The organism is Caballeronia sp. LZ024 (assembly GCF_031451455.1).
Classification (GTDB): domain Bacteria; phylum Pseudomonadota; class Gammaproteobacteria; order Burkholderiales; family Burkholderiaceae; genus Caballeronia; species Caballeronia telluris.
Genome location: NZ_JARUXL010000004.1, coordinates 124988 through 143638 on the forward strand (window position 1 = coordinate 124988; position 18651 = coordinate 143638).

Consider the following 18651-nt stretch of genomic DNA (forward strand, 5'->3'; position numbering starts at 1 on the left):
CAGCGTGACGAGCACGATTCATCCACGGCAATAACAACGACGACGAACCAGGAGCGACGACGATGAACTCCGATCCAACAATAGAAAAACCCGCCGACGGGGCGCCGGAAACGGCCGCGAAGACGCCTGCCGCGAAGACGCCGAAAAAGCCTGCCAAGCCGACGGCGAAGCGCGATCAGCCGTACTTCGATCCGGTCGCCTACGGCAACGGTCCGGACGATTCGGTCTCCGCGACCGAAGCAGACGAAAACGCCGCCGTCACGCATCACACGGTCGCGATCGGCGGCGCGAAGATCGCCTACACGGCGACGGTCGGGCATCTCGTCACGGTCGATCCGAGCAGTTCGAAGCCGGACGCGAAGATGTTCTACGTCGCCTTCACGAAGGACAACCAGACGGAGGAACAGCGCCCGCTCACGTTCTTCTATAACGGCGGGCCGGGGTCGTCGTCGGTGTTCGTGCTGCTCGGTTCGTTCGCGCCGCGCCGCATCAAGACCGCGATGCCGAGCTTCACGCCGCCCGCGCCGTACCAGATGGAGGACAACCCGGACAGCCTCATCGACAAGAGCGACCTGATCTTCATCAATCCGGTCGGCACCGGCTATTCGGCGGCTATCGCGCCGAACAAGAACCGCGATTTCTGGGGCGTCGATCAGGACGCGGATTCCATCAAGCAGTTCATCAAACGCTATCTGACGAAGAACAATCGCTGGAATTCGCCGAAATTCCTGTTCGGCGAGTCGTATGGCACCGCGCGCAGCTGCGTGCTCGCGTACAAGCTGCACGAAGATGGCGTCGATTTGAACGGCATCACGCTGCAATCGTCGATTCTCGATTACCGGCAGGCGGGCAACCCGGTGGGCGCGCTGCCGACCGCCGCCGCCGATGCCTGGTATCACAAGAAGCTCGGTGTGCATCCGACGCCGACCAATCTGGAGGCGTTCGCGGAGGAAGTCGCGGAATTCGCGCGCTCGGATTACCTGAACGCGCTGCGCAAATTCCCGCAAACCGACGACGAAGTCGTGCAGAAGCTCGCCGACTACACCGGCATCGACAAGGTGACGCTGCTCGCGTGGAGTCTCGACATCGCCGCCTACGACAGCCGCGGCAATTCGCTCTTTCTCACGACGCTGTTGAAATCGAAGGGGCAGTCGCTCGGTTCCTACGACGGGCGCGTGATGGGCGTGTCGAGCGGCATCGCGGGCAAGATCGATCCGAATTCCGGCGGCAACGATCCGACGATGACGGCGGTGAGCGGCGTCTACACGTCGATGTGGAACAGCTATCTCAACGAGCAGTTGAAATTTACCTCGACGTCCTCGTTCACCGATCTCAACGACCAGGCGTTCCTGAACTGGGATTTCAAGCACACGGACCCGACGGGCGAGGAGAAGGGCGTCGATTCGAAAGGCAACATCATCCTGTACACGGCGGGCGATCTGGCGGCGGTGATGGCGCTGAATGTCGACCTGAAGGTGCTCTCCGCGAACGGCATGTACGATTTCGTCACGCCGTTCTATCAGACCGTGATCGACTTGCAGCAAATGCCGCTCATCGACAAGACCGTGCGCCAGAATCTTTCGGCGACGTTTTATCCGTCGGGACACATGGTCTATCTCGACGGCGGTTCGCGCACGCAGTTGAAAAAAGATCTGGCGACAATGTACGACGCGGCGACGTCGAATCATGTGGCGATGAGCCGGATCATCACACTGCAGCGCACGACGGCGTCGAAGATCGCGTAGCTTCTTCCGGGAACGCCGTTTGCGGCATGAAAGGCCTGGCGCTATCGAAAGTGCCGGGCCAATTGTCAAACGGAGTCCTCCCAATGCCGACCCAGAAGAAGACGGCAAGCGCCGTCGCTCGTACCCCGTCGCAAAGCAACACGAACCAGAAAGTCGAGAGCCTGGAAAAATTCCGCTCCGACGCCACCGATCAGGCGTTGACGACCAATCAGGGCGTCAAGGTCGCCGATAACCAGAACACGCTGAGCGCCGGCCCGCGCGGCCCGTCGCTGCTCGAAGATTTCATCATGCGTGAAAAAATCACGCATTTCGACCATGAGCGCATCCCGGAGCGGATCGTGCATGCGCGCGGATCCGCCGCGCATGGCGTCTTCAAGGTCTACGAATCGCAGGCCGCGCTGACCAAGGCCGCGTTTCTGCAAGATCCTTCCAAGGAAACGCCGGTCTACGTGCGCTTTTCCACCGTGCAGGGTTCGCGCGGCTCGGCCGACACCGTGCGCGACGTGCGCGGCTTCGCCGTCAAGTTCTACACCGAGGAAGGCAATTTCGACCTGGTCGGCAACAATATGCCGGTCTTTTTCATCCAGGACGCGATCAAGTTCCCCGACTTCGTCCACGCCGTGAAGCCCGAGCCGCACAACGAGATGCCGCAAGGCGGCTCGGCGCACGACACCTTCTGGGACTTCGTCTCGCTCGTGCCCGAATCGGCGCACATGGTGCTCTGGACCATGTCCGACCGCGCGATCCCGAAAAGCCTGCGCACGATGGAAGGCTTCGGCATCCACACGTTCCGCTTCGTCAATGCCGAGGGCAAAGGGCGCTTCGTGAAGTTCCACTGGCGCCCGACGATCGGCTCGGCGTCGCTTTTATGGGACGAGGCGCAGAAGCTCGCGGGCAAGGACAGCGACTACCATCGCCGCGACCTGTGGGACGCGATCGACATGGGCGACTATCCGGAGTGGGAACTGGGCGTGCAGATCGTCGAGGAAGAAGATGAGCACAAGTTCCCGTTCGACCTGCTTGATCCGACCAAGATCATTCCCGAGGAGCTCGTGCCGCTGAAGATGATCGGCAAGCTCACGCTCAATCGCAATCCCGACAACTTTTTCGCGGAAACGGAGCAGGTCGCGTTCTGCCCGGGCCATATCGTGCCGGGCCTCGATTTCACGAACGATCCGCTGTTGCAGGGACGCCTCTTTTCCTACACCGATACGCAGATCAGCCGGCTCGGCGGCCCGAACTTCCATGAGATCCCGATCAACCGGCCGCTTGCGCCGCTGCACAACGGTCAGCGCGACGCGATGCATCGCCAGACGATCGACAAGGGTCAAGCGTCCTACGAGCCGAATTCCATCGACAGCGGATGGCCGAAGGAAACGCCGCCGGCCGCGGCGGGCGGCGGGTTCGAGAGCTACACGGAGCGCGTCGAGGGCTCCAAGATTCGCGTGCGCAGCCCGTCGTTCATCGACCACTACTCGCAGGCGACGCTCTTCTGGAACAGCATGACGCCGCCGGAGAAGGATCACATCGTCGGCGCGTATTCGTTCGAGTTGAGCAAGGTAGGGAGGAAGCCGATCCGCGAGCGGCAACTCGGCATTCTGGCGAATATCGACGGCGAACTGGCGTCGCGCGTCGCCGCGAATCTCGGCTTGCCGGTGCCGAACAAGAGCGCGAGCGCGGAGGAACTCGGCAAGCCGTCGGTGAACGAATCGCCGGCGCTGTCGATCATCGCGAAGACGCCGCCCTCGGTGAAAACGCGCAAGGTCGCGATTCTGGCCGCGAAGGGCGCCGACGCCGCGAGCATCAAGGCGGTCAAGGACGCGCTCGCCGCCGAGGGCGCGCACGCGAAGGTGATCGCGCCGGTGCTCGGGACGCTCGACGGCGGCATCGAAGTCGACGCGACGATTCTCGCGATGCCGTCGATCATGTTCGACGGCGTCGTGGTCGCGGGCGGCAAGGAGAGCGCGAAGGCGCTCTCGGAGTCGGGCGACGCGCGGCATTACGTGCTGGAAGCGTTCAAGCACCTCAAGGCGATCGGCGCGGTCGGCGACGGCGAGGACGTGCTCGCGGCCGCGCATCTGCCGACGGGCGATGACGGCGTGTCTGTCGGCGGCGACGCGAAGGCGGTGATGAAGGCGTTCATCGAGGCGCTCGGCAAGCATCGCGTGTGGGCGAGGGCGCAGAAGGCGGAGAGTGTGCCGGCTTGATGCCTGGACGTGCGTTCGTGCAATAAGACAATCCCCCGACTGGCTCGGGGGTTTTTTTGTCTTCATTTTCTGCTCAGAGCCGTCGCGCCCCGTTCAGGCTAATTTTTGAGATTGGGAACAATCTCATTCTCTTCCATACAGTGTCGAATTTATCCTCTGGATGCTTGTCGAGACTGACCTACTTCGCGCGTTCTCCGCTAATTCGTCATCCGACACGGTCAATTATCTTGAGGATGGAATGACTTTGGTGACTGTAAATAGCTCGACGCAACGCCTCTTGATGGCACCTGGCGCGAGCCGGGGTTCGGTCCCGACCCGTAGCACGGCATGGAACGTGTTCAAGGTGGCCGCGTGGATCTTTACCGTTGTCCTGACGCTGTTATGGGGCTCGACGGCGCACGCGACGCTTAACTGCGGCGTTCAGAACGGCAACCAGACGCTGAACGTGGGATACATCTCCGTACCGCGAAACGCAAGTCCAGGACAGACCGTCACCACGCTGGCGCCGCAACCGTTTGTCATGAGTTGCAGTTTCGACACGCGATCGCCGCAGATTCTGTCCGGCACCCTGATCGCTACCTTCAAGACCAATACCGCACCTGTCGCGGGGATGCCGGATGTTTATCCGACCAGCATTGCGGGCCTTGGCGTCCGGTATCGAATCAGTTCGGCCGCATGCACGGAACAGAGCGTCGTGATCACCAACCAATCGGGAACGCTCAATTGTCCTCGATCCGGCTCGGCGATCGGCGATTCCGTGCCTATCGCCGCAACCTTCACGGCGGAGTTCGTCGTTACCGGCACACTGGCGGGCGGAGCGGTCCCCCTCACGTCGGTCCCCTCAATACCCTTGAACTATCAGACCAGCGTCGAGTCAGGTAGCTGGAGCCAGACTCCCATACTGAGCGGCACCGCCACCGGCACGATCCGCCAGCAATCCTGCTCCGTGATGAATTCCGCGCAGGCGATCACGCTGCCTACGGTCACGACGCGTTCGCTGACGGGCGTGGCGGGCACCGTCGCCGGAGCGACGCCGCTCTCGCTCAACCTGTCGTGTGCGGCGGGGGCGCAGGTTTCCATCACCTTCACGGACGCGACCAGTCCAGCCAACACGACCACCGTGCTCAGTCTCGCCGCCGGATCGACGGCGACTGGCGTCGGCATCGAACTGCGCCGGGCGGGCGACGTGAAAATCGGCTATGGCCCGGATTCCGCCGCGCCGGGCACGACCAATCAATGGCTCGTCGGCGCGGCGCCGAATGGTGCACTGAGCATTCCGCTGTTCGTGCGCTACGTGCGCTCGACCGGTCCGCTCGCCTCTGGCCTCGTCAAAGCGCTCGCCACGTTCACGATGTCCTATAACTGACCCTTGAGCGGGCCGCATCCGCCCATTCCCTACGTCCCATATTTTTGAGACACTCCCGGATTAATCTTAAGGTATCCGGCGTGTCTCGTTTCACGATAGAAGCATGGCGCACGGCGCGTTTCATTTTTTGTGCGCTGTTGCTGACAATCTCCCTCCCGCCGACGGCCGCGGCCCAACCCGGCCAGTTTGTCGTGGGCGCGGTGCTCGGAATCGCTCCGCCGCTCGAACTGAGCACACCGGCGACGACGTTGCCGGATGTGAACCCTCAGAGCACCGTGCGCGGCATCTCGGCCGATTACGCCCGCGAAGTCGCGCGGGCAATGGGTAGCGCGCTGCAATGGCGCGTCTATCCCGACCGCGCCGCGATGATCCAGGCGCTGGCGCGCGGAGAGATCGACGCCGCGACCAGCGCCACGGGCAACGACACCGGCACGCCGCTTCTGCTGAGCCGCCCATACACACCGACCAAGCAGGTCTACGTCGCGCGACGCGCGCCTCGCCCGAGCACGGGGCGCATCGCGTATGTCGAGTCACAGACCGCGCCGGCCCGCATCCAGTCGGCTTACCCGCGAGCCACCCCGGTTGGTTACCGCAACGCCGGCGCGGCGCTCGTGGCCGTGTCGGTCGGCGACGCCGATGCCTTTGTCGGCGACTTCGTGTCCTCGGCCTACATCCTCGATCACCTCGACCTGATCCAGCTCCGGATCACGGATTTCGCGCCATTCGACGAAGGCGGTTACAGCTTCGCGTTCGCCGCCGGCCGCCCGGGCGCGGCGCAGTTGCGCAAACGCGTCGACGCCGCGCTGGCCGCGCTGCCGCCCGGTTTCCTGCTCGAAGTTCGTGCGCGCTGGGGCGCGACGACCAACTCGATCAGCTTCGACGACCCGATCCCGCTCACCGAAGCCGACCGCGCCTGGATCGCGGCGCATCCCGTCGTGCATTATTCGATGCTCGGCTCCGCCGCGCCGCTCGCTTTCCGTGATGCGAACGGAAACCTTGCGGGATTCGCAGTCGACATCCTCGGGGCCATCGCGCGCGTCACGGGTCTGCGCTTCGAGGCGCGCGTGCGCGATTCGATGCGCGAGATCGACCGGGATCTGCACGACGGCACAGCGGCGCTGACGCCATTCCGCCACGCACCGGAAACACGCGACGGCTTCCTGCGCAGCCGGCCCTATGGCGAGGGTCTCCTCGTGATCGTCACGCGCGTGGGTGCCGCGCCGCGCCGCAATGCCGCGGCGCTGGCGCGCGCGCGTCGTCGTGCCCGCCAACGACTTCGTCAGCTCGTTCGTGAAGACGCACGCGCCATCCGCGCAGCGGGTCATGGCTACCGATTACAACACGCTCTTCGACATGCTCGCGCAAGGCCACGCCGACGCAGCCGTCGCCGACATGGGGTTCGCGAGCTACGCCGTCGCGAACCGGTATCTGGGCAGGCTCGAAACCACCGGCGTGCTGTCGAGCGAGCCGGTGCCGTACCGCTTCGTCATTTCGCCGCGCGACCCGCAGCTCGCTGACATCATGAGCCGCGCGCTCGATCACCTGCAGCCCGCCGAACTCGACACGATCCGCCGGCGCTGGTCGCTCGGCGAACATCCCGAGACGGTCTGGGAACGGCGCCGCCCGCAGGTCGCGCTCGGCGCGACGCTCGGGCTGGGCGGACTTTTGCTGCTCGCGGCCTGGGCGGTGTCGCTGCGCGCGCAGATCGCGCGCCGGATCGCGGCGGAGGCGGCGATGCGCGCGGCCAAGGAGGAAGCGGAGACCGCGAATCGCGCCAAGTCGACCTTCCTCGCGACGATGAGCCACGAAATCCGCACGCCGATGAGCGCCGTGCTCGGCCTGATCGAACTCGAATTGCGCAGCCCGGGCGACCGCGCGTCGAGCGAACGGTCGCTCGCGACGGCGCATCGGGCGGCGCGCGATCTGCTCGGCCTGATCGACGATATTCTCGACGTCGCGAAGATGGAGGCGGAGCGGCTCGTGCTCGCGCCCGCGCCGCTGGAACTGAACGCGTGGGCGGCGAGCGTCGCGGCGATCTACGACCAGGCCGCGCGCAGCAAGGGCGTGCCGCTCGCGCTCGAGGGCGGCGACGGGCCAGTTTCCGCGTGGGTCGAAGCCGATGCGCTGCGTCTGCGGCAGGTCGTCGGCAACCTGCTGTCGAACGCGATCAAGTTCACCGCGCAAGGCAGCGTGACGCTCGCGTACCGTGCCGGTGAAATCGCGGACGGCAGGCGCGAAGTGGTACTGACCGTGTCGGATAGCGGCATCGGCATGACGCCGCAGCAGCAGGCGCAACTCTTCGCGCCGTTCGTGCAGGTGCACGACGTCCGCACCGAGCGCTTCGGCGGCACGGGGCTCGGGCTCTCGATCTGCCGGCGTCTCGTCACGATGATGGGCGGAACCATCGAGGTCGCGAGCGAGCCGGGGCGCGGCAGCCGGTTCACGGTGCGGCTCGTGCTGCCCGCGGCCGACCCCGCGGAGCCGCCCGGCGTCACGGCGGATGCAACGAGTCCGGCGGGCGCGCAGGCGGATGCGGAGCGCGCGCGGCTCGCGGGCCTGCACGTGCTCGTCGTCGACGATCACCTGGCGAACCGCATCGTCCTCGGCAGCCAGCTCGTGGAACTGGGCTGCACGGTCGACTGCGCCAACGACGGCGGCGCGGGCCTGTCGCGATGGCAGGCGAATCCCGCATCGTTCGACCTGATCCTGCTCGACTGTTCGATGCCGGTGATGCGCGGCGAGGAAGTCGCGCGCAGGATCCGTGCGATAGAAGCGCGGACGAAGCCGGGCGGCGCGGTGCCGATCGTCGGTGTGACGGCCGACGCTCAGGCCGAGGCGGCCGCGCTGGCGATCGAGGCGGGCATGAACTTGTGTCTCGTCAAGCCCGTCGGACTGGACGACTTGCGGACCGCGCTGGCATCGATCGTGGGCAGCGAGGCGTCGCGGCGGGAGCCACCAGCGAAACCGGCGCCGACGCCCGCCGCGGCTCACCGGGAGGCCTACGACCGCGCGCTGATCGACGGTTTCGGCGCGCAGGCCGGCTCGCTTGCCGAGGCGCTTCGGGAGGCGAATGCGCACGACTTCGAGCAGGCCCGCGAGGCGATGGAAGCCTGCGACTACGCGCGGCTCTACGAGACGGCGCACCGCATGAAGGGCGCGGCGGTGGTCGTCGGCGCGAAGCCTTTTTCCGAGGCTTGTCTCGCGCTGCAAGTCGCCTGCGAGCGCGCGCTCGACGAAGACCGCAACGGCGCGGACGACGAGCACATCGCGGCGGCATTTCGCGCGTTCATCGACGCAGGCGACGCGCTCGACGCGGCACTGGCGCTTCGGGTGGCGTGACGACGGCGCCGCGCCCGCCGATCAGCGTGTGTTTTAATGGACCTTTCACTTGTCTCAATAACAGGTCCGCGCATTTGCCGCGCATCGCACGCGCCCCAACCGACGCATGAATCGAAGGCATTTCCTGGCTTGCCCGCAGCGCCCGGGCCGCGCGTTGCGCGCCGCGGCGACGCTCGCGCTCCTCGCGACCGCGCTCGTCGCCGCGCCGTCGTTCGCGCAGCGGGGCGACTGGCTCGATCCGCACGTCACGCAGAGAACCATCGTCGACACGATCTGCGTGCCGGGCTATGCCGACCGGGTGTCGCCGTCGTTCGACGTCCAGATGCGCCAGAAGCAGCGTCTGCTAAAGCAGCGCGGCATCGACGAGGCTTTCGCGTCCGAATACGCGCTCGATCACCGGATTCCCGTGCTGCTCGGCGGCCTCGCGAGCGCGCCGGCGAATCTCGACCTGCGGCCCTGGGAAGGACGCAGCGGCCAGCGCCGCAAGGAACGGCTCGCGGTGTTCCTGAAACGCTGCGTCTGCACCGGCGACATCACGCTCGCCGTGGCGCAGGCAGCCATCGCGGGCGACTGGTCGAATCGCTACCCGAATCTGTCGAGCCTGACGTGTGCGGGCTCATGAACGAAACCACCGAACTTGGAGAAATTTCATGCACCCAATGCTCGATCACGCGCAGAAGCGCATCGCGGCTGTCCGGTTCACGCTGACCGCGCTCGGCGTGGCGGCGCTCGCCCTCGCGAGCCACGGCGCGGCGGCGCAGCCCGGCGTCAAACACGACACGGCGTCGCCCGAGTGCGGAAAAGGGCAGGCGATGACGATCGTCGGCGATACGCCCGGCGCGATCAGCTTCGACGTCTATCGGCAGTTGCATCCGGTCACGGCGCAGCATCTCGCGCTGTTCGCCGACAGCGGGCAGGTCAAAATGCTGCGCGACGGCCTGCGCGTGTGCACGGTCCACGACGATGGCGTCGACGATCCGAGCGCCGTTCTCGTGCGCCCGCCGAGCGACAGGATGAGCTACAGGGTCAGCGCGGCCGACCTCGCGACAGCGCGCTGAATCCGGCGTCAAGCGGCGATGTCCGCTTGACGCGGCTTTCCGACGATTAAAAAGTCAAAATGTCGCACGGCAACACGTGTTCCCGTGACTACCATGTATTTGTCTTGAAAATAGTCCTGTGGAGCCCCGATGATCGTCCTGTCATTCTGCGTCCTGCTCGCTGGCGCGAGCCTCTTCCATGCCGCGATGAGCCGCCGCGCGCGCCTGCAGCCCGTGCGCATCGCGCCGCGCTCCGGTGCGTATCGCGAGCGGTGAGCGCCATGCATCTGTTGATCTGGAACCTTCCGCTCCGGTGCGCCGCTTCCGAGGTGCGGTGCTTTCTGGAGAACGAGTTGGGCAACTATGTGTCCGAGATCGAGGTCTACGGCGCGGGTACGCCCGACGCCTACGCCGATGCCACGCTCACCACCGAGTTGCCGTATATCGGCGAAGTGATCGCGCAGCGTCTGTCCCGGCGGCGTCTGCGCGACACGCCGTTGCGCGCCCGGGCGTCCGCATCCGGCGACGCATCGACGCGGCTGCATTAGCGGGCGTCGTCGGCGGGGCGGCGGCGCGTTGAACTTTGCGGGCCAGAACGCGACGAACCCGATGTGCGGTGCGTCGAACCATTCCGATCCTTCGATTCGTTTCAGGAAACCGGTGCAGTCGAATGCACCGGTTTTTTTGTGACCGCGCATCGCGCGTGAAAAAGGCGCGACAGGTCGACCGAACGGAAGGCACCCAGGAGTTCGATGCTTCACGCAGGTTCGAAGGACACAAGGCGCGGGACACTATGCCTCGCGATCGTCGCGGCGCTCGCCTCGGCCGTGACGGCCGTGCCCGCGCTCGGTCAGGACGGGCGGAGCGCGCCGGCCTCGGCATCGACGGCGCAGCAGCCGCGTGAATGGCCGCCCTTGCTGCCGACGCCCGGCGCGCCCCCGCCGGTGAACGGCGGTCCGGTGCAATTGCCGCGTCCACGCGAAGAGAGCCGGCCGCTGCCCGCGATGCCCGTGCCGCCCACGTCGCCCGTTCCGTCCGTGCCCGCGAGCGGGGCGCAGGAAGCGCCGCCGCCAGCCGGCGCGTCGGAGGTCGAAGCCGAGGTCGCGCCGCCGCCGCCCGCGCCGAACGTCGCGCAGCAGTCCGGGCTCGATCCCGCCGGGGCGTTCGCGCTGCGGCAGGTCTTCGTCAGCGAGGTGAAGCGCCGGCTCGCCGTGCCCGTCGCGGATCAGCAGGCTTACGGCCGCCTGCTTCAACAGACGCTCGCCGCCCACGGCCACGGCGATCTGGCGAACGAATACGTCGTGCTCGTCGATCGCAGTCAGAACGCGCAGGCGCTCTTCATCTACTTCCGCGCGAAACCGGGCGACGCCTGGTCGATGATCGGCGCGACGCCGGTTGCCACCGGACGCCCGGGCACCTACGACCACTTCCTGACGCCGCTCGGCGTCTTCGCTCATACGCCGCTCAACATGGACTATCGCGCGGAGGGCACGGAAAACGAGTTCGGCATCCGCGGCTACGGCGCGCGCGACATGCGCATCTACGATTTCGGCTGGGCGGACAGCGAGCGCGGCTGGGGCAAGGGCGGCATCTCGCCGATGCGCTTCCAGATGCACGCGACCGATCCCGACAAGCTCGAACCGGTGCTCGGCATCCGCCATTCGAAGGGCTGCGTGCGGATTCCGGCGGCGCTGAACGTGTTTCTCGACCATCGCGGCATCCTCGACGCCGACTACGAAGCGCGCGCGGCCGAAGGCGAATCGCTGTGGATCCTGAAGAACAAGCGCGAGGCGACGCCGTGGGCGGGGCGCTATCTGGTCGTCGTCGATACGGCGCGCAAGGTGCGCCCGGCGTGGTCGCCCGCGCCGGGCGGCGCGGTCCGCGCGAAAGTCCCGGCGAACGCGGATTCGGCGGACTGACGGACCGGGCGCGTCACTCGATGGAGAACGTGTCGAGCGGCTGGTTCGCGCGCGCGTCGCGGGTGAAGCGCGCGGCGAGCTGGTCGTGGAGCCTGCGCGCTTCGTCGAGCGTCAGGTCGATCCAGTACGGGTCGCCGGCCGCGTCGTTCAGACGCCCGGGCGGAAACTGGATCTCGATCACGACACCTTTTTTATACATCTGAAAGCCCTGTCTGGAAGTGGAACGTCAGGCGTCCAGTCTAGCAACCGAACGCGCGCCGATTGGTCACGCTCGGGAAAGAATACGTTGAACGCGCGCGGGTTGACGCGGCGTTCCGATGAACGTCACGGCGATGTCACGAAGTTCGGCGATGCTTCCGTCGATCGACATCCGGCGCCACGCCGGTGTCCGTTTTCATCGACCCCGCTTCGACCAGAGAGACCATGACCCGGATCCCATCCTTCGCGCGCGGCCTGTTGCCGGCGCTCGCCGTCACTGCGCTGTCGGTAGCCGCCATGCCCGTTCAAGCCGCAGACGCCGTCGTTCTGTATACCGCCGACGGCCTCGAAAATCTCTACAAGGACGTGCTGCCCGCGTTCGAGAAGAAGGAGGGCGTGAAGGTCAACATCGTCACGGCGGGCAGCGGGGAAGTCGTGAACCGCGCGACGGTCGAGAAGGATTCGCCGAAGGCCGACGTGATCGTCACGTTGCCGCCGTTCATCCAGCAGGCGTCGCAGTCCGGCCTTTTGCAGCCGTACCAGAGCGTGAACTACAAGAACGTGCCGGCGATCGCGAAGGCGCCCGACGGCGCGTGGGCGACCTTCGTCAACAACTATTTCTCGTTCGCGATCAATCCCGAAGTCACGAAGACGGCGCCGACGACCTTCGCCGATCTGCTGCATCCGGATTACAGCGGCAAGATCGCGTATTCGAATCCGGCGACGGCCGGCGACGGCATGGCGGTCATCATCCTGACTTCGGCGCTGATGGGCGAGGACAAGGCGTTCGACTACCTGAAGACGCTGGAGCAGAGCGCCAAATTCCACACGAAGGGCACGGGCTACCTCGATGTGCTGCTTTCGCGCAACGAGATCGCGTTCGCGAACGGCGACCTCCAGATGGACCTCGACGATGCCGCCAACGGCGGTCTGTCGATCAGGCCGCTGTTCCTTTCGCACAAGGCCGGCGAAGCGCCAACCACGTTCCAGTTGCCATACGGCATCGGCCTCATCAAGAGCGGGCCGAACCAGGCGGCGGGCAAGAAGCTGATCGACTATCTGATGTCGACGGACGTGCAATCGAAGGTGCCGGACATCTACGGCATTCCGGGCCGTAACGACGTGCCGCTCGCTGGCAAGAACGGCGAGGCCGTCAAGCAGGCGATCGCGGGCGTGAAGCTGATTCCGGTCGACTGGAATCAGGTGATGGAGAAGAAAGCAGGCTGGACGGCGCGTTGGAAGAACGAGGTGATCGGCAATTCCGGCAAGCAGGTCGAAGTCGTCAAGCCGAAGTCGTGAACACGCTCGCGCTTGCGCCCGTCGTCCGCGAGGACGGCGCGGCCAGCCGCACGCGCGGCGCCGCGGGCGTGCACATCGACCGGCTCACAGTGCGTTTCGACACGCGCACCGTGCTCGACGATCTGTCGCTCACGATCCAGCGCGGCGAACTGCTGACCGTGCTCGGCAAGAGCGGCTGCGGCAAGACCACGCTTTTGCGCTTCATCGCGGGCTTCGTCGCCGCCGACGGCCTCGCGGGCACGCTGACCGTCGCGGGCCGCGATCTGACGCACGTCGCGCCGCATCGGCGCAATCTCGGGCTGCTGTTCCAGAGCTACGCGCTTTTTCCGCATCTGTCCGTGTTCGAGAACGTCGCGTTCGGGCTGCGCGCGCGGCGCCTGAAGGCGTGCGAGATCGCGCGGCGCGTCGCCGATGCGCTCAAGCTCGTGCAACTCGGCGACGCCGGGCACGTGATGCCCGCGCAACTGTCGGGCGGCATGCAGCAGCGCGTGGCGCTGGCGCGCGCGCTCGTGATCGAGCCGGACGTGCTGCTGCTCGACGAGCCGCTTTCCGCGCTCGATGCCAACCTGCGCGCCTCCGTGCGCTCGGAGCTGAAGGCGTTGCACGAGCGCCTGCCGAACCTGACGATCGTCTGCGTGACGCACGATCAGGACGACGCGCTCGTTCTCTCCGACCGCACGCTCCTGATGCGCGACGGCCGCATTGCGCAACTGGGCACGCCGCGCGAGCTGTACGACGCGCCCATCGACGGCTTCGTCGCGCGCTATCTCGGTGCGGCGAATTTGCTGCCGCCGCGCGTGGTGTTCCCGGTCGGCGACGCGCGGCATGCGGAACGCGAGCGCGTGGCGTGCGTGCGGCCCGAGCGGCTGGCGATCGTGCCGCTGGGCGACGGGCAACTGCACGGCGCGATCGCGTCGGTCGAATGGTATGGCGCGGTGCTTTCGGTGTCCGTCGTGCTCGATGCTTATCCCGAAGCGCCCGTGCTCGTCACGATGCAGCGCAATCACGCCGCGATGCCCGAAAAGGGCGCGCGGGTTTCCCTTCGCTACGAGGCAGACGATGTCGTCCTTGTTCGTCCCTGACGACGCCGCCGCCGATCCGCGTCTTGCCGCGCAGTTCGCCGCGCACGCGTCCGAAGTCCGGCGCCGCGAGCGCTACGCGCAGTGGCAACTGCTCTTCATCCTGATCGTGATGCTGGGGCCGCTCGTCGCGTATCCGCTCGCACGGCTCGTGATCCTGAGCGTGAGCGCGCCCGGCGGCTTCAGTCTGCACGCGTACACGGCGTTCTTCGCGAATCCGGAGACGCGCGGCGTGATCGGCACGACGCTCGGCATTTTGTTCGCGAGCGCGGGCCTCGCGTCGCTGCTGGGCGTCGCGCTCGCGTCGATGCTGTTCTTCCGGCCGTTTCCCGGCACGAAGCTCCTGACGCGGTTTCTCGAACTGTTCGTGGCGTTTCCGTCGTTTCTGGTCGCGTTCACGCTGATTTTTCTGTATGGATCGCAGGGATCCGTGAGTATCGGCTTGAAGCACCTCTTTCAGCTCGATGCGCCGCCGCTCGACTTCCTGTTCGGCATCGGCGGCGTGATTCTCGCGGAAGTCGTGTTCTACGCGCCGTTCGTCGTCCGGCCGACGCTCGCCTCTTACGCGACGCTCGACATGCGGCTCGTCGAAGCCGCGAAAAGCCTCGGCGCGAATGGTTGGCGCGTTGCGTTCAAGGTGGTGCTGCCGCTCGCGTGGCCGGGCATCGCGGCGGGCACGATCCTCTGCTTCCTCCTGACGCTCAACGAGTTCGGCATCCTGCTCGTGCTCGGCAGCGCGCACCTGATCACGCTGCCGATCGCGATCTACAGCGCCGCCACCGTCGATCTCGACCTCGCGACGGCCGCCGCCGGCTCGGTCGTGATGCTGGCGATGTCGTTGTCGCTTTATGCGCTGTATCGCTGGGTGAATCGCCGCACGGGAGGCCGCGATGGCCGCTGAATGGCCGCTCGTTGCAGCGAAGCCGCGCAAGCTGGCGGGCGCTCTGTTCACGATTTTCGTCGCGTTGCTGTGTTTCTGGCTCTTCGTGCTGCCGGTGCTGGTGGTGGCGATGTCGAGCGTGGCGGCGCACTGGTCCGGCACGATCCTGCCCGACGGTTTCAGCATGCGCTGGTTCGAGCGTCTCGGTTCGAGCGACTTCGACGCGCTGACGACGAGCCTCGGAATCGGGTTCGGCGTCGCGGTGCTCGGCACGCTGCTCGGGCTGTGGCTTGCGCTCGCGCTGGAGGGCCGCGACCGGCGCGGTCTCGGCGCGCTCGTCGATGCCGTCGCGATGATGCCGAACGGCGTGCCGAGCGTCGTGCTCGGCCTGTCGGTGCTGATCGCTTATCACAAGAAGCCGGTGGATTTGTCGGGATCGGCGGCGATCGTCGTGTTGGTGCAACTCGCGCTCGTGCTGCCGTTCTGTTATCGAAGTGCCGCCGCCGCGCTGCGCCCCGAGCTGACCGTGCTGCGCGAAGCGGCGGCGAGCCTCGGCGCACCGCCGCGCATGGTGCTCGCGCGGATCGTCTTGCCGCAACTCGTGCCCGCGATCCGCGCGAGTCTCGCGCTCGGTTTCGCGCTCTCGCTCGGCGAACTCGGCGCGACGCTGACCGTCTATCCGCCAGGTTTCGCGACGGTGCCGATCGTCGTGGTGGGGCAGGTGAATCGCGGATATTACTTGCCGGCTTCGGCGTTGTCGCTCATTTTGCTCGGCGTGTCGCTGGCGGCGCTCCTGTTGATCGCCGCGCGCGTGCCACGGCGACGCGGCTGAACGCATCGTGCATGGAAGTAAGAACATCAGGATCGCGAATCATTTTGATGCAGCATCGAACGCTCTCCAGACGTTGAAAATGTTACAGAATCAAGCACATTTCGCGTGAGCGGTGTCGAAAAATCATCAATCGTGCGGTCATACCAAAAAAAATAAAACTAGCGTAACCTGCACCTTCACCCATGCCACGGGCGCCTGGCGTCGACCGGCTGCCTTTCGTTTCGGATGCGCGGCACGCGCCTTGCCCCGTTGCATACGCTGCAAACACCGGAGGCTTCGATGACATCCGTCGATCTGGAATTCGACCAGCTCAACAGTACTGTCGACGCGCTGCGGCGCTCCATTTCAAACCGCCTGATGTACGGCGTCGGCAAGGATGCGGTGACCGCGCAGCCGCGCGACTGGCTGCACGCGGTCGAACTGGCGGTGCGCGACCGGCTCGTCGCGCGCTGGATGCGCACCACGCGCCAGCAATACGAACAGGACGTCAAGCGCGTCTATTACCTGTCGATGGAGTTCCTGATCGGCAGAACCTTCACGAACGCGCTGCTCGCGCTCGGCATCCACGACGAGGTGCGCGACGCGCTCTCGGGTCTGGGCGTCGACATCAACACGCTGGAGGATCTGGAACCGGATGCCGCGCTCGGCAACGGCGGCCTCGGGCGGCTGGCGGCGTGTTTCCTCGACTCGATGGCGACGGTCGGCATTCCGGGTTTCGGCTACGGAATCCGGTACGAATACGGCATGTTCCGGCAGACGATCGTCGACGGCAATCAGGTCGAGACGCCCGATTACTGGCTGCGCGCGGGCAATCCGTGGGAGTTTCCGCGTCCCGAAGTGGTCTATCTGGTTCATTTCGGCGGCCGCACCGTGCAGTACGACGACCGCACCGAGTGGATCGAGACCGAGCATGTGAACGCGATGGCGTATGACACGGTCATCCCCGGATTCGCGACCACGGCGACCAACACGCTGCGGCTCTGGTCGGCGCGCGCCACCGACGAATTCGATCTCTCCGCGTTCAACCAGGGCGACTACCGGCGCGCGGTGGAGGCGAAGAACACGTCGGAGCACGTCTCGCGCCTGCTCTATCCGGACGACTCGACGCAGGCCGGCCGCGAACTGCGTCTGCGCCAGGAATATTTCTTCGTCTCGGCGACGATGCAGGACCTGATCCGCCGCTATCAGCGCACGCATTCGCACTTCGGGCGCCTCGCGGAGAAGGTGGCCGTGCACCTGAACGACACGCATCCGGTGCTCGCCATTCCCGAACTGATGCGCCTTCTGGTCGACACGCATCGTGTGCCGTGGGACAAGGCATGGAAGCTCGTGCAGCAGATGTTCTCGTACACGAATCACACGCTGATGCCCGAGGCGCTCGAAACGTGGGACGTCGAGATGCTTGCGCGCCTCTTGCCGCGCCATCTCGAAATCATCTTCGAGATCAACGCGCAGTTCTTGAAGCAGGTCACCGAGAAATTCGGCCGCGACGTCGATCTGATCCGCCGCATCTCGCTCGTCGACGAATACGGCCAGCGCCGCGTGCGCATGGCGCATCTCGCGATCGTCGCGAGCCATAAGGTGAATGGCGTGTCGAAGCTGCATTCGCAGTTGATGACGCAGAACATTTTCTCCGACTTCGCGCGCATGTATCCCGAGCGCTTCACCAACGTGACGAACGGCATCACGCCGCGCCGCTGGCTCGCGCAGGCGAGTCCGTCGCTGTCGTCGCTGATCGACGAGCGGCTCGGGCCGCGCTGGCGCACCGATCTCTTCGAACTCGGACGCCTGCGCGAATGGCGCGACGATCCCGACTTCCGCCGCGCTTTCCACGAAGCGAAGTTCGCGAACAAGTTGCGGCTCGTCGAGCGCGCGAAGCGCGAAACGGGCGCGATCATCGACCCGAACGCGCTCTTCGATCTGCAGGTCAAGCGCATCCACGAATACAAGCGGCAGTTGCTCAACATCCTGCATGTGATCGTGCGCTACAACCGCATCCGCGAGGAGCCGGAGCGCGACTGGACGCCGCGCGTCGTGATGTTCGCGGGCAAGGCGGCGTCGGCGTACAAGATGGCGAAGAACATCATCAAGCTCATCAACGACGTCGCGAAGAAGATCAACGCCGATCCGCTCATCGGCGACCGGCTGAAGGTGGGCTTCATTCCGAACTACGGCGTGAGCGTCGCGGAACTGATCATTCCCGCAGCCGATCTTTCACAACAGATTTCGATGGCGGGCACGGAAGCGTCCGGCACCGGCAACATGAAGCTCGCGCTGAACGGCGCGCTGACGATCGGCACGCTGGATGGCGCGAACATCGAAATCTGCGATGCCGTCGGCCGCGAAAACATGTTCGTGTTCGGCCATTCGACCGACGAGATCGAGTCGCTGCGCGCGGCAGGCTATCGGCCGCGCCAGATCTACGAGAGCAATCCGGAGTTGAAGGTCGCGCTCGACCAGATCCGGCTCGGGCATTTTTCGCCCGACGAGCCGCATCGCTTCTACGACATCTTTCACACGCTCGTGGACTGGGGCGATCACTACATGGTGCTCGCCGATTTCGACAGCTTCGACAAGACCCAGGCCGAAGTCGACGCGAAATTTCTCGACAAGGACGCGTGGACGAGAAGCGCGATCGAGAACGTCGCCGGGATGGGCATTTTCTCGTCGGACCGGACGATTGCGGAATACGCGCATGAAATCTGGCACGTCGAGCCGCTCGACCTCGGCTGACGACGGACGGCGCGGCT

The 18651-nt window shown here is 65.7% G+C and carries 16 protein-coding genes; 15 read left to right on the forward strand and 1 reads right to left on the reverse strand.

Annotated elements, in window-relative coordinates; genetic code table 11:
* Window positions 1–62: 62 nt before the first annotated feature.
* The 10 genes from QCE48_RS22760 to QCE48_RS22805 all read left to right on the forward strand — a co-directional run bounded on the left by QCE48_RS22760 (window position 63) and on the right by QCE48_RS22805 (window position 11613).
* Window positions 63–1745 carry a S10 family serine carboxypeptidase-like protein gene (locus tag QCE48_RS22760; protein WP_309782313.1) on the forward strand — a complete coding sequence of 561 codons (1683 nt, stop codon included), beginning with the start codon at window positions 63–65 and terminating at the stop codon, window positions 1743–1745.
* An 83-nt stretch (window positions 1746–1828) separates the two neighbouring features.
* Window positions 1829–3952, forward strand: coding sequence for a catalase HPII (gene katE / locus QCE48_RS22765; protein WP_309782315.1), 2124 nt, complete (start codon window positions 1829–1831; stop codon window positions 3950–3952).
* Window positions 3953–4286: 334 nt separating this feature from the next.
* Window positions 4287–5318, forward strand: coding sequence for a fimbrial protein (locus QCE48_RS22770; RefSeq protein WP_309782317.1), 1032 nt, complete (start codon window positions 4287–4289; stop codon window positions 5316–5318).
* An 80-nt stretch (window positions 5319–5398) separates the two neighbouring features.
* Window positions 5399–6835: a transporter substrate-binding domain-containing protein gene (locus QCE48_RS22775; protein ID WP_409014737.1), complete on the forward strand. Its 1437-nt coding sequence runs from the start codon at window positions 5399–5401 to the stop codon at window positions 6833–6835.
* A gap of 304 nt (window positions 6836–7139) precedes the next feature.
* Window positions 7140–8657 carry an ATP-binding protein gene (locus tag QCE48_RS22780; RefSeq protein WP_404982295.1) on the forward strand — a complete coding sequence of 506 codons (1518 nt, stop codon included), beginning with the start codon at window positions 7140–7142 and terminating at the stop codon, window positions 8655–8657.
* Window positions 8658–8763: 106 nt separating this feature from the next.
* Window positions 8764–9279 carry a hypothetical protein gene (locus tag QCE48_RS22785; RefSeq protein ID WP_309782320.1) on the forward strand — a complete coding sequence of 172 codons (516 nt, stop codon included), beginning with the start codon at window positions 8764–8766 and terminating at the stop codon, window positions 9277–9279.
* Between the two features lie 28 nt (window positions 9280–9307).
* A complete protein-coding gene (locus tag QCE48_RS22790; protein ID WP_309782324.1) occupies window positions 9308–9715 on the forward strand; it encodes a hypothetical protein in 408 nt (135 codons plus the stop codon).
* Between the two features lie 129 nt (window positions 9716–9844).
* On the forward strand, window positions 9845–9970 hold the full coding sequence (locus tag QCE48_RS22795) for a hypothetical protein (protein WP_309782325.1): 126 nt from the start codon (window positions 9845–9847) through the stop codon (window positions 9968–9970).
* Between the two features lie 5 nt (window positions 9971–9975).
* Window positions 9976–10242, forward strand: a complete 267-nt coding sequence (locus QCE48_RS22800) for an RNA-binding protein (protein ID WP_309782327.1) — start codon at window positions 9976–9978, stop codon at window positions 10240–10242.
* Between the two features lie 204 nt (window positions 10243–10446).
* Entirely contained in the window at window positions 10447–11613 is a 1167-nt protein-coding gene (locus QCE48_RS22805) for a L,D-transpeptidase (RefSeq protein ID WP_309782330.1), read from the forward strand.
* A gap of 13 nt (window positions 11614–11626) precedes the next feature.
* Here the strand turns inward: QCE48_RS22805 and QCE48_RS22810 are convergent, their stop codons facing one another.
* Window positions 11627–11812, reverse strand: a complete 186-nt coding sequence (locus QCE48_RS22810; RefSeq protein WP_309782332.1) for a hypothetical protein — start codon at window positions 11810–11812, stop codon at window positions 11627–11629.
* Window positions 11813–12036: 224 nt separating this feature from the next.
* Here QCE48_RS22810 and phnS point away from each other — a divergent pair, with 224 nt between their 5' ends.
* The 5 genes from phnS to QCE48_RS22835 all read left to right on the forward strand — a co-directional run bounded on the left by phnS (window position 12037) and on the right by QCE48_RS22835 (window position 18634).
* Window positions 12037–13110 (forward strand): 2-aminoethylphosphonate ABC transporter substrate-binding protein, encoded by a 1074-nt coding sequence (phnS, locus tag QCE48_RS22815; RefSeq protein WP_309782333.1) that lies wholly within the window; start codon window positions 12037–12039, stop codon window positions 13108–13110.
* A gap of 68 nt (window positions 13111–13178) precedes the next feature.
* The gene (gene phnT, locus QCE48_RS22820; protein WP_309783764.1) at window positions 13179–14192 is read left to right on the forward strand and encodes a 2-aminoethylphosphonate ABC transport system ATP-binding subunit PhnT; all 1014 of its coding nucleotides are present in this window, start codon (window positions 13179–13181) and stop codon (window positions 14190–14192) included.
* Window positions 14170–15090 (forward strand): 2-aminoethylphosphonate ABC transporter permease subunit, encoded by a 921-nt coding sequence (gene phnU, locus QCE48_RS22825; protein ID WP_309782334.1) that lies wholly within the window; start codon window positions 14170–14172, stop codon window positions 15088–15090. Before phnT ends, phnU begins: the two co-directional genes overlap by 23 nt.
* Entirely contained in the window at window positions 15080–15901 is an 822-nt protein-coding gene (phnV, locus tag QCE48_RS22830) for a 2-aminoethylphosphonate ABC transport system, membrane component PhnV (protein ID WP_309782337.1), read from the forward strand. The genes phnU and phnV overlap by 11 nt, the downstream gene beginning before the upstream one ends.
* 279 nt (window positions 15902–16180) lie before the next feature.
* The gene (locus QCE48_RS22835) at window positions 16181–18634 is read left to right on the forward strand and encodes a glycogen/starch/alpha-glucan phosphorylase (RefSeq protein ID WP_309782339.1); all 2454 of its coding nucleotides are present in this window, start codon (window positions 16181–16183) and stop codon (window positions 18632–18634) included.
* Window positions 18635–18651 lie beyond the last annotated feature (17 nt).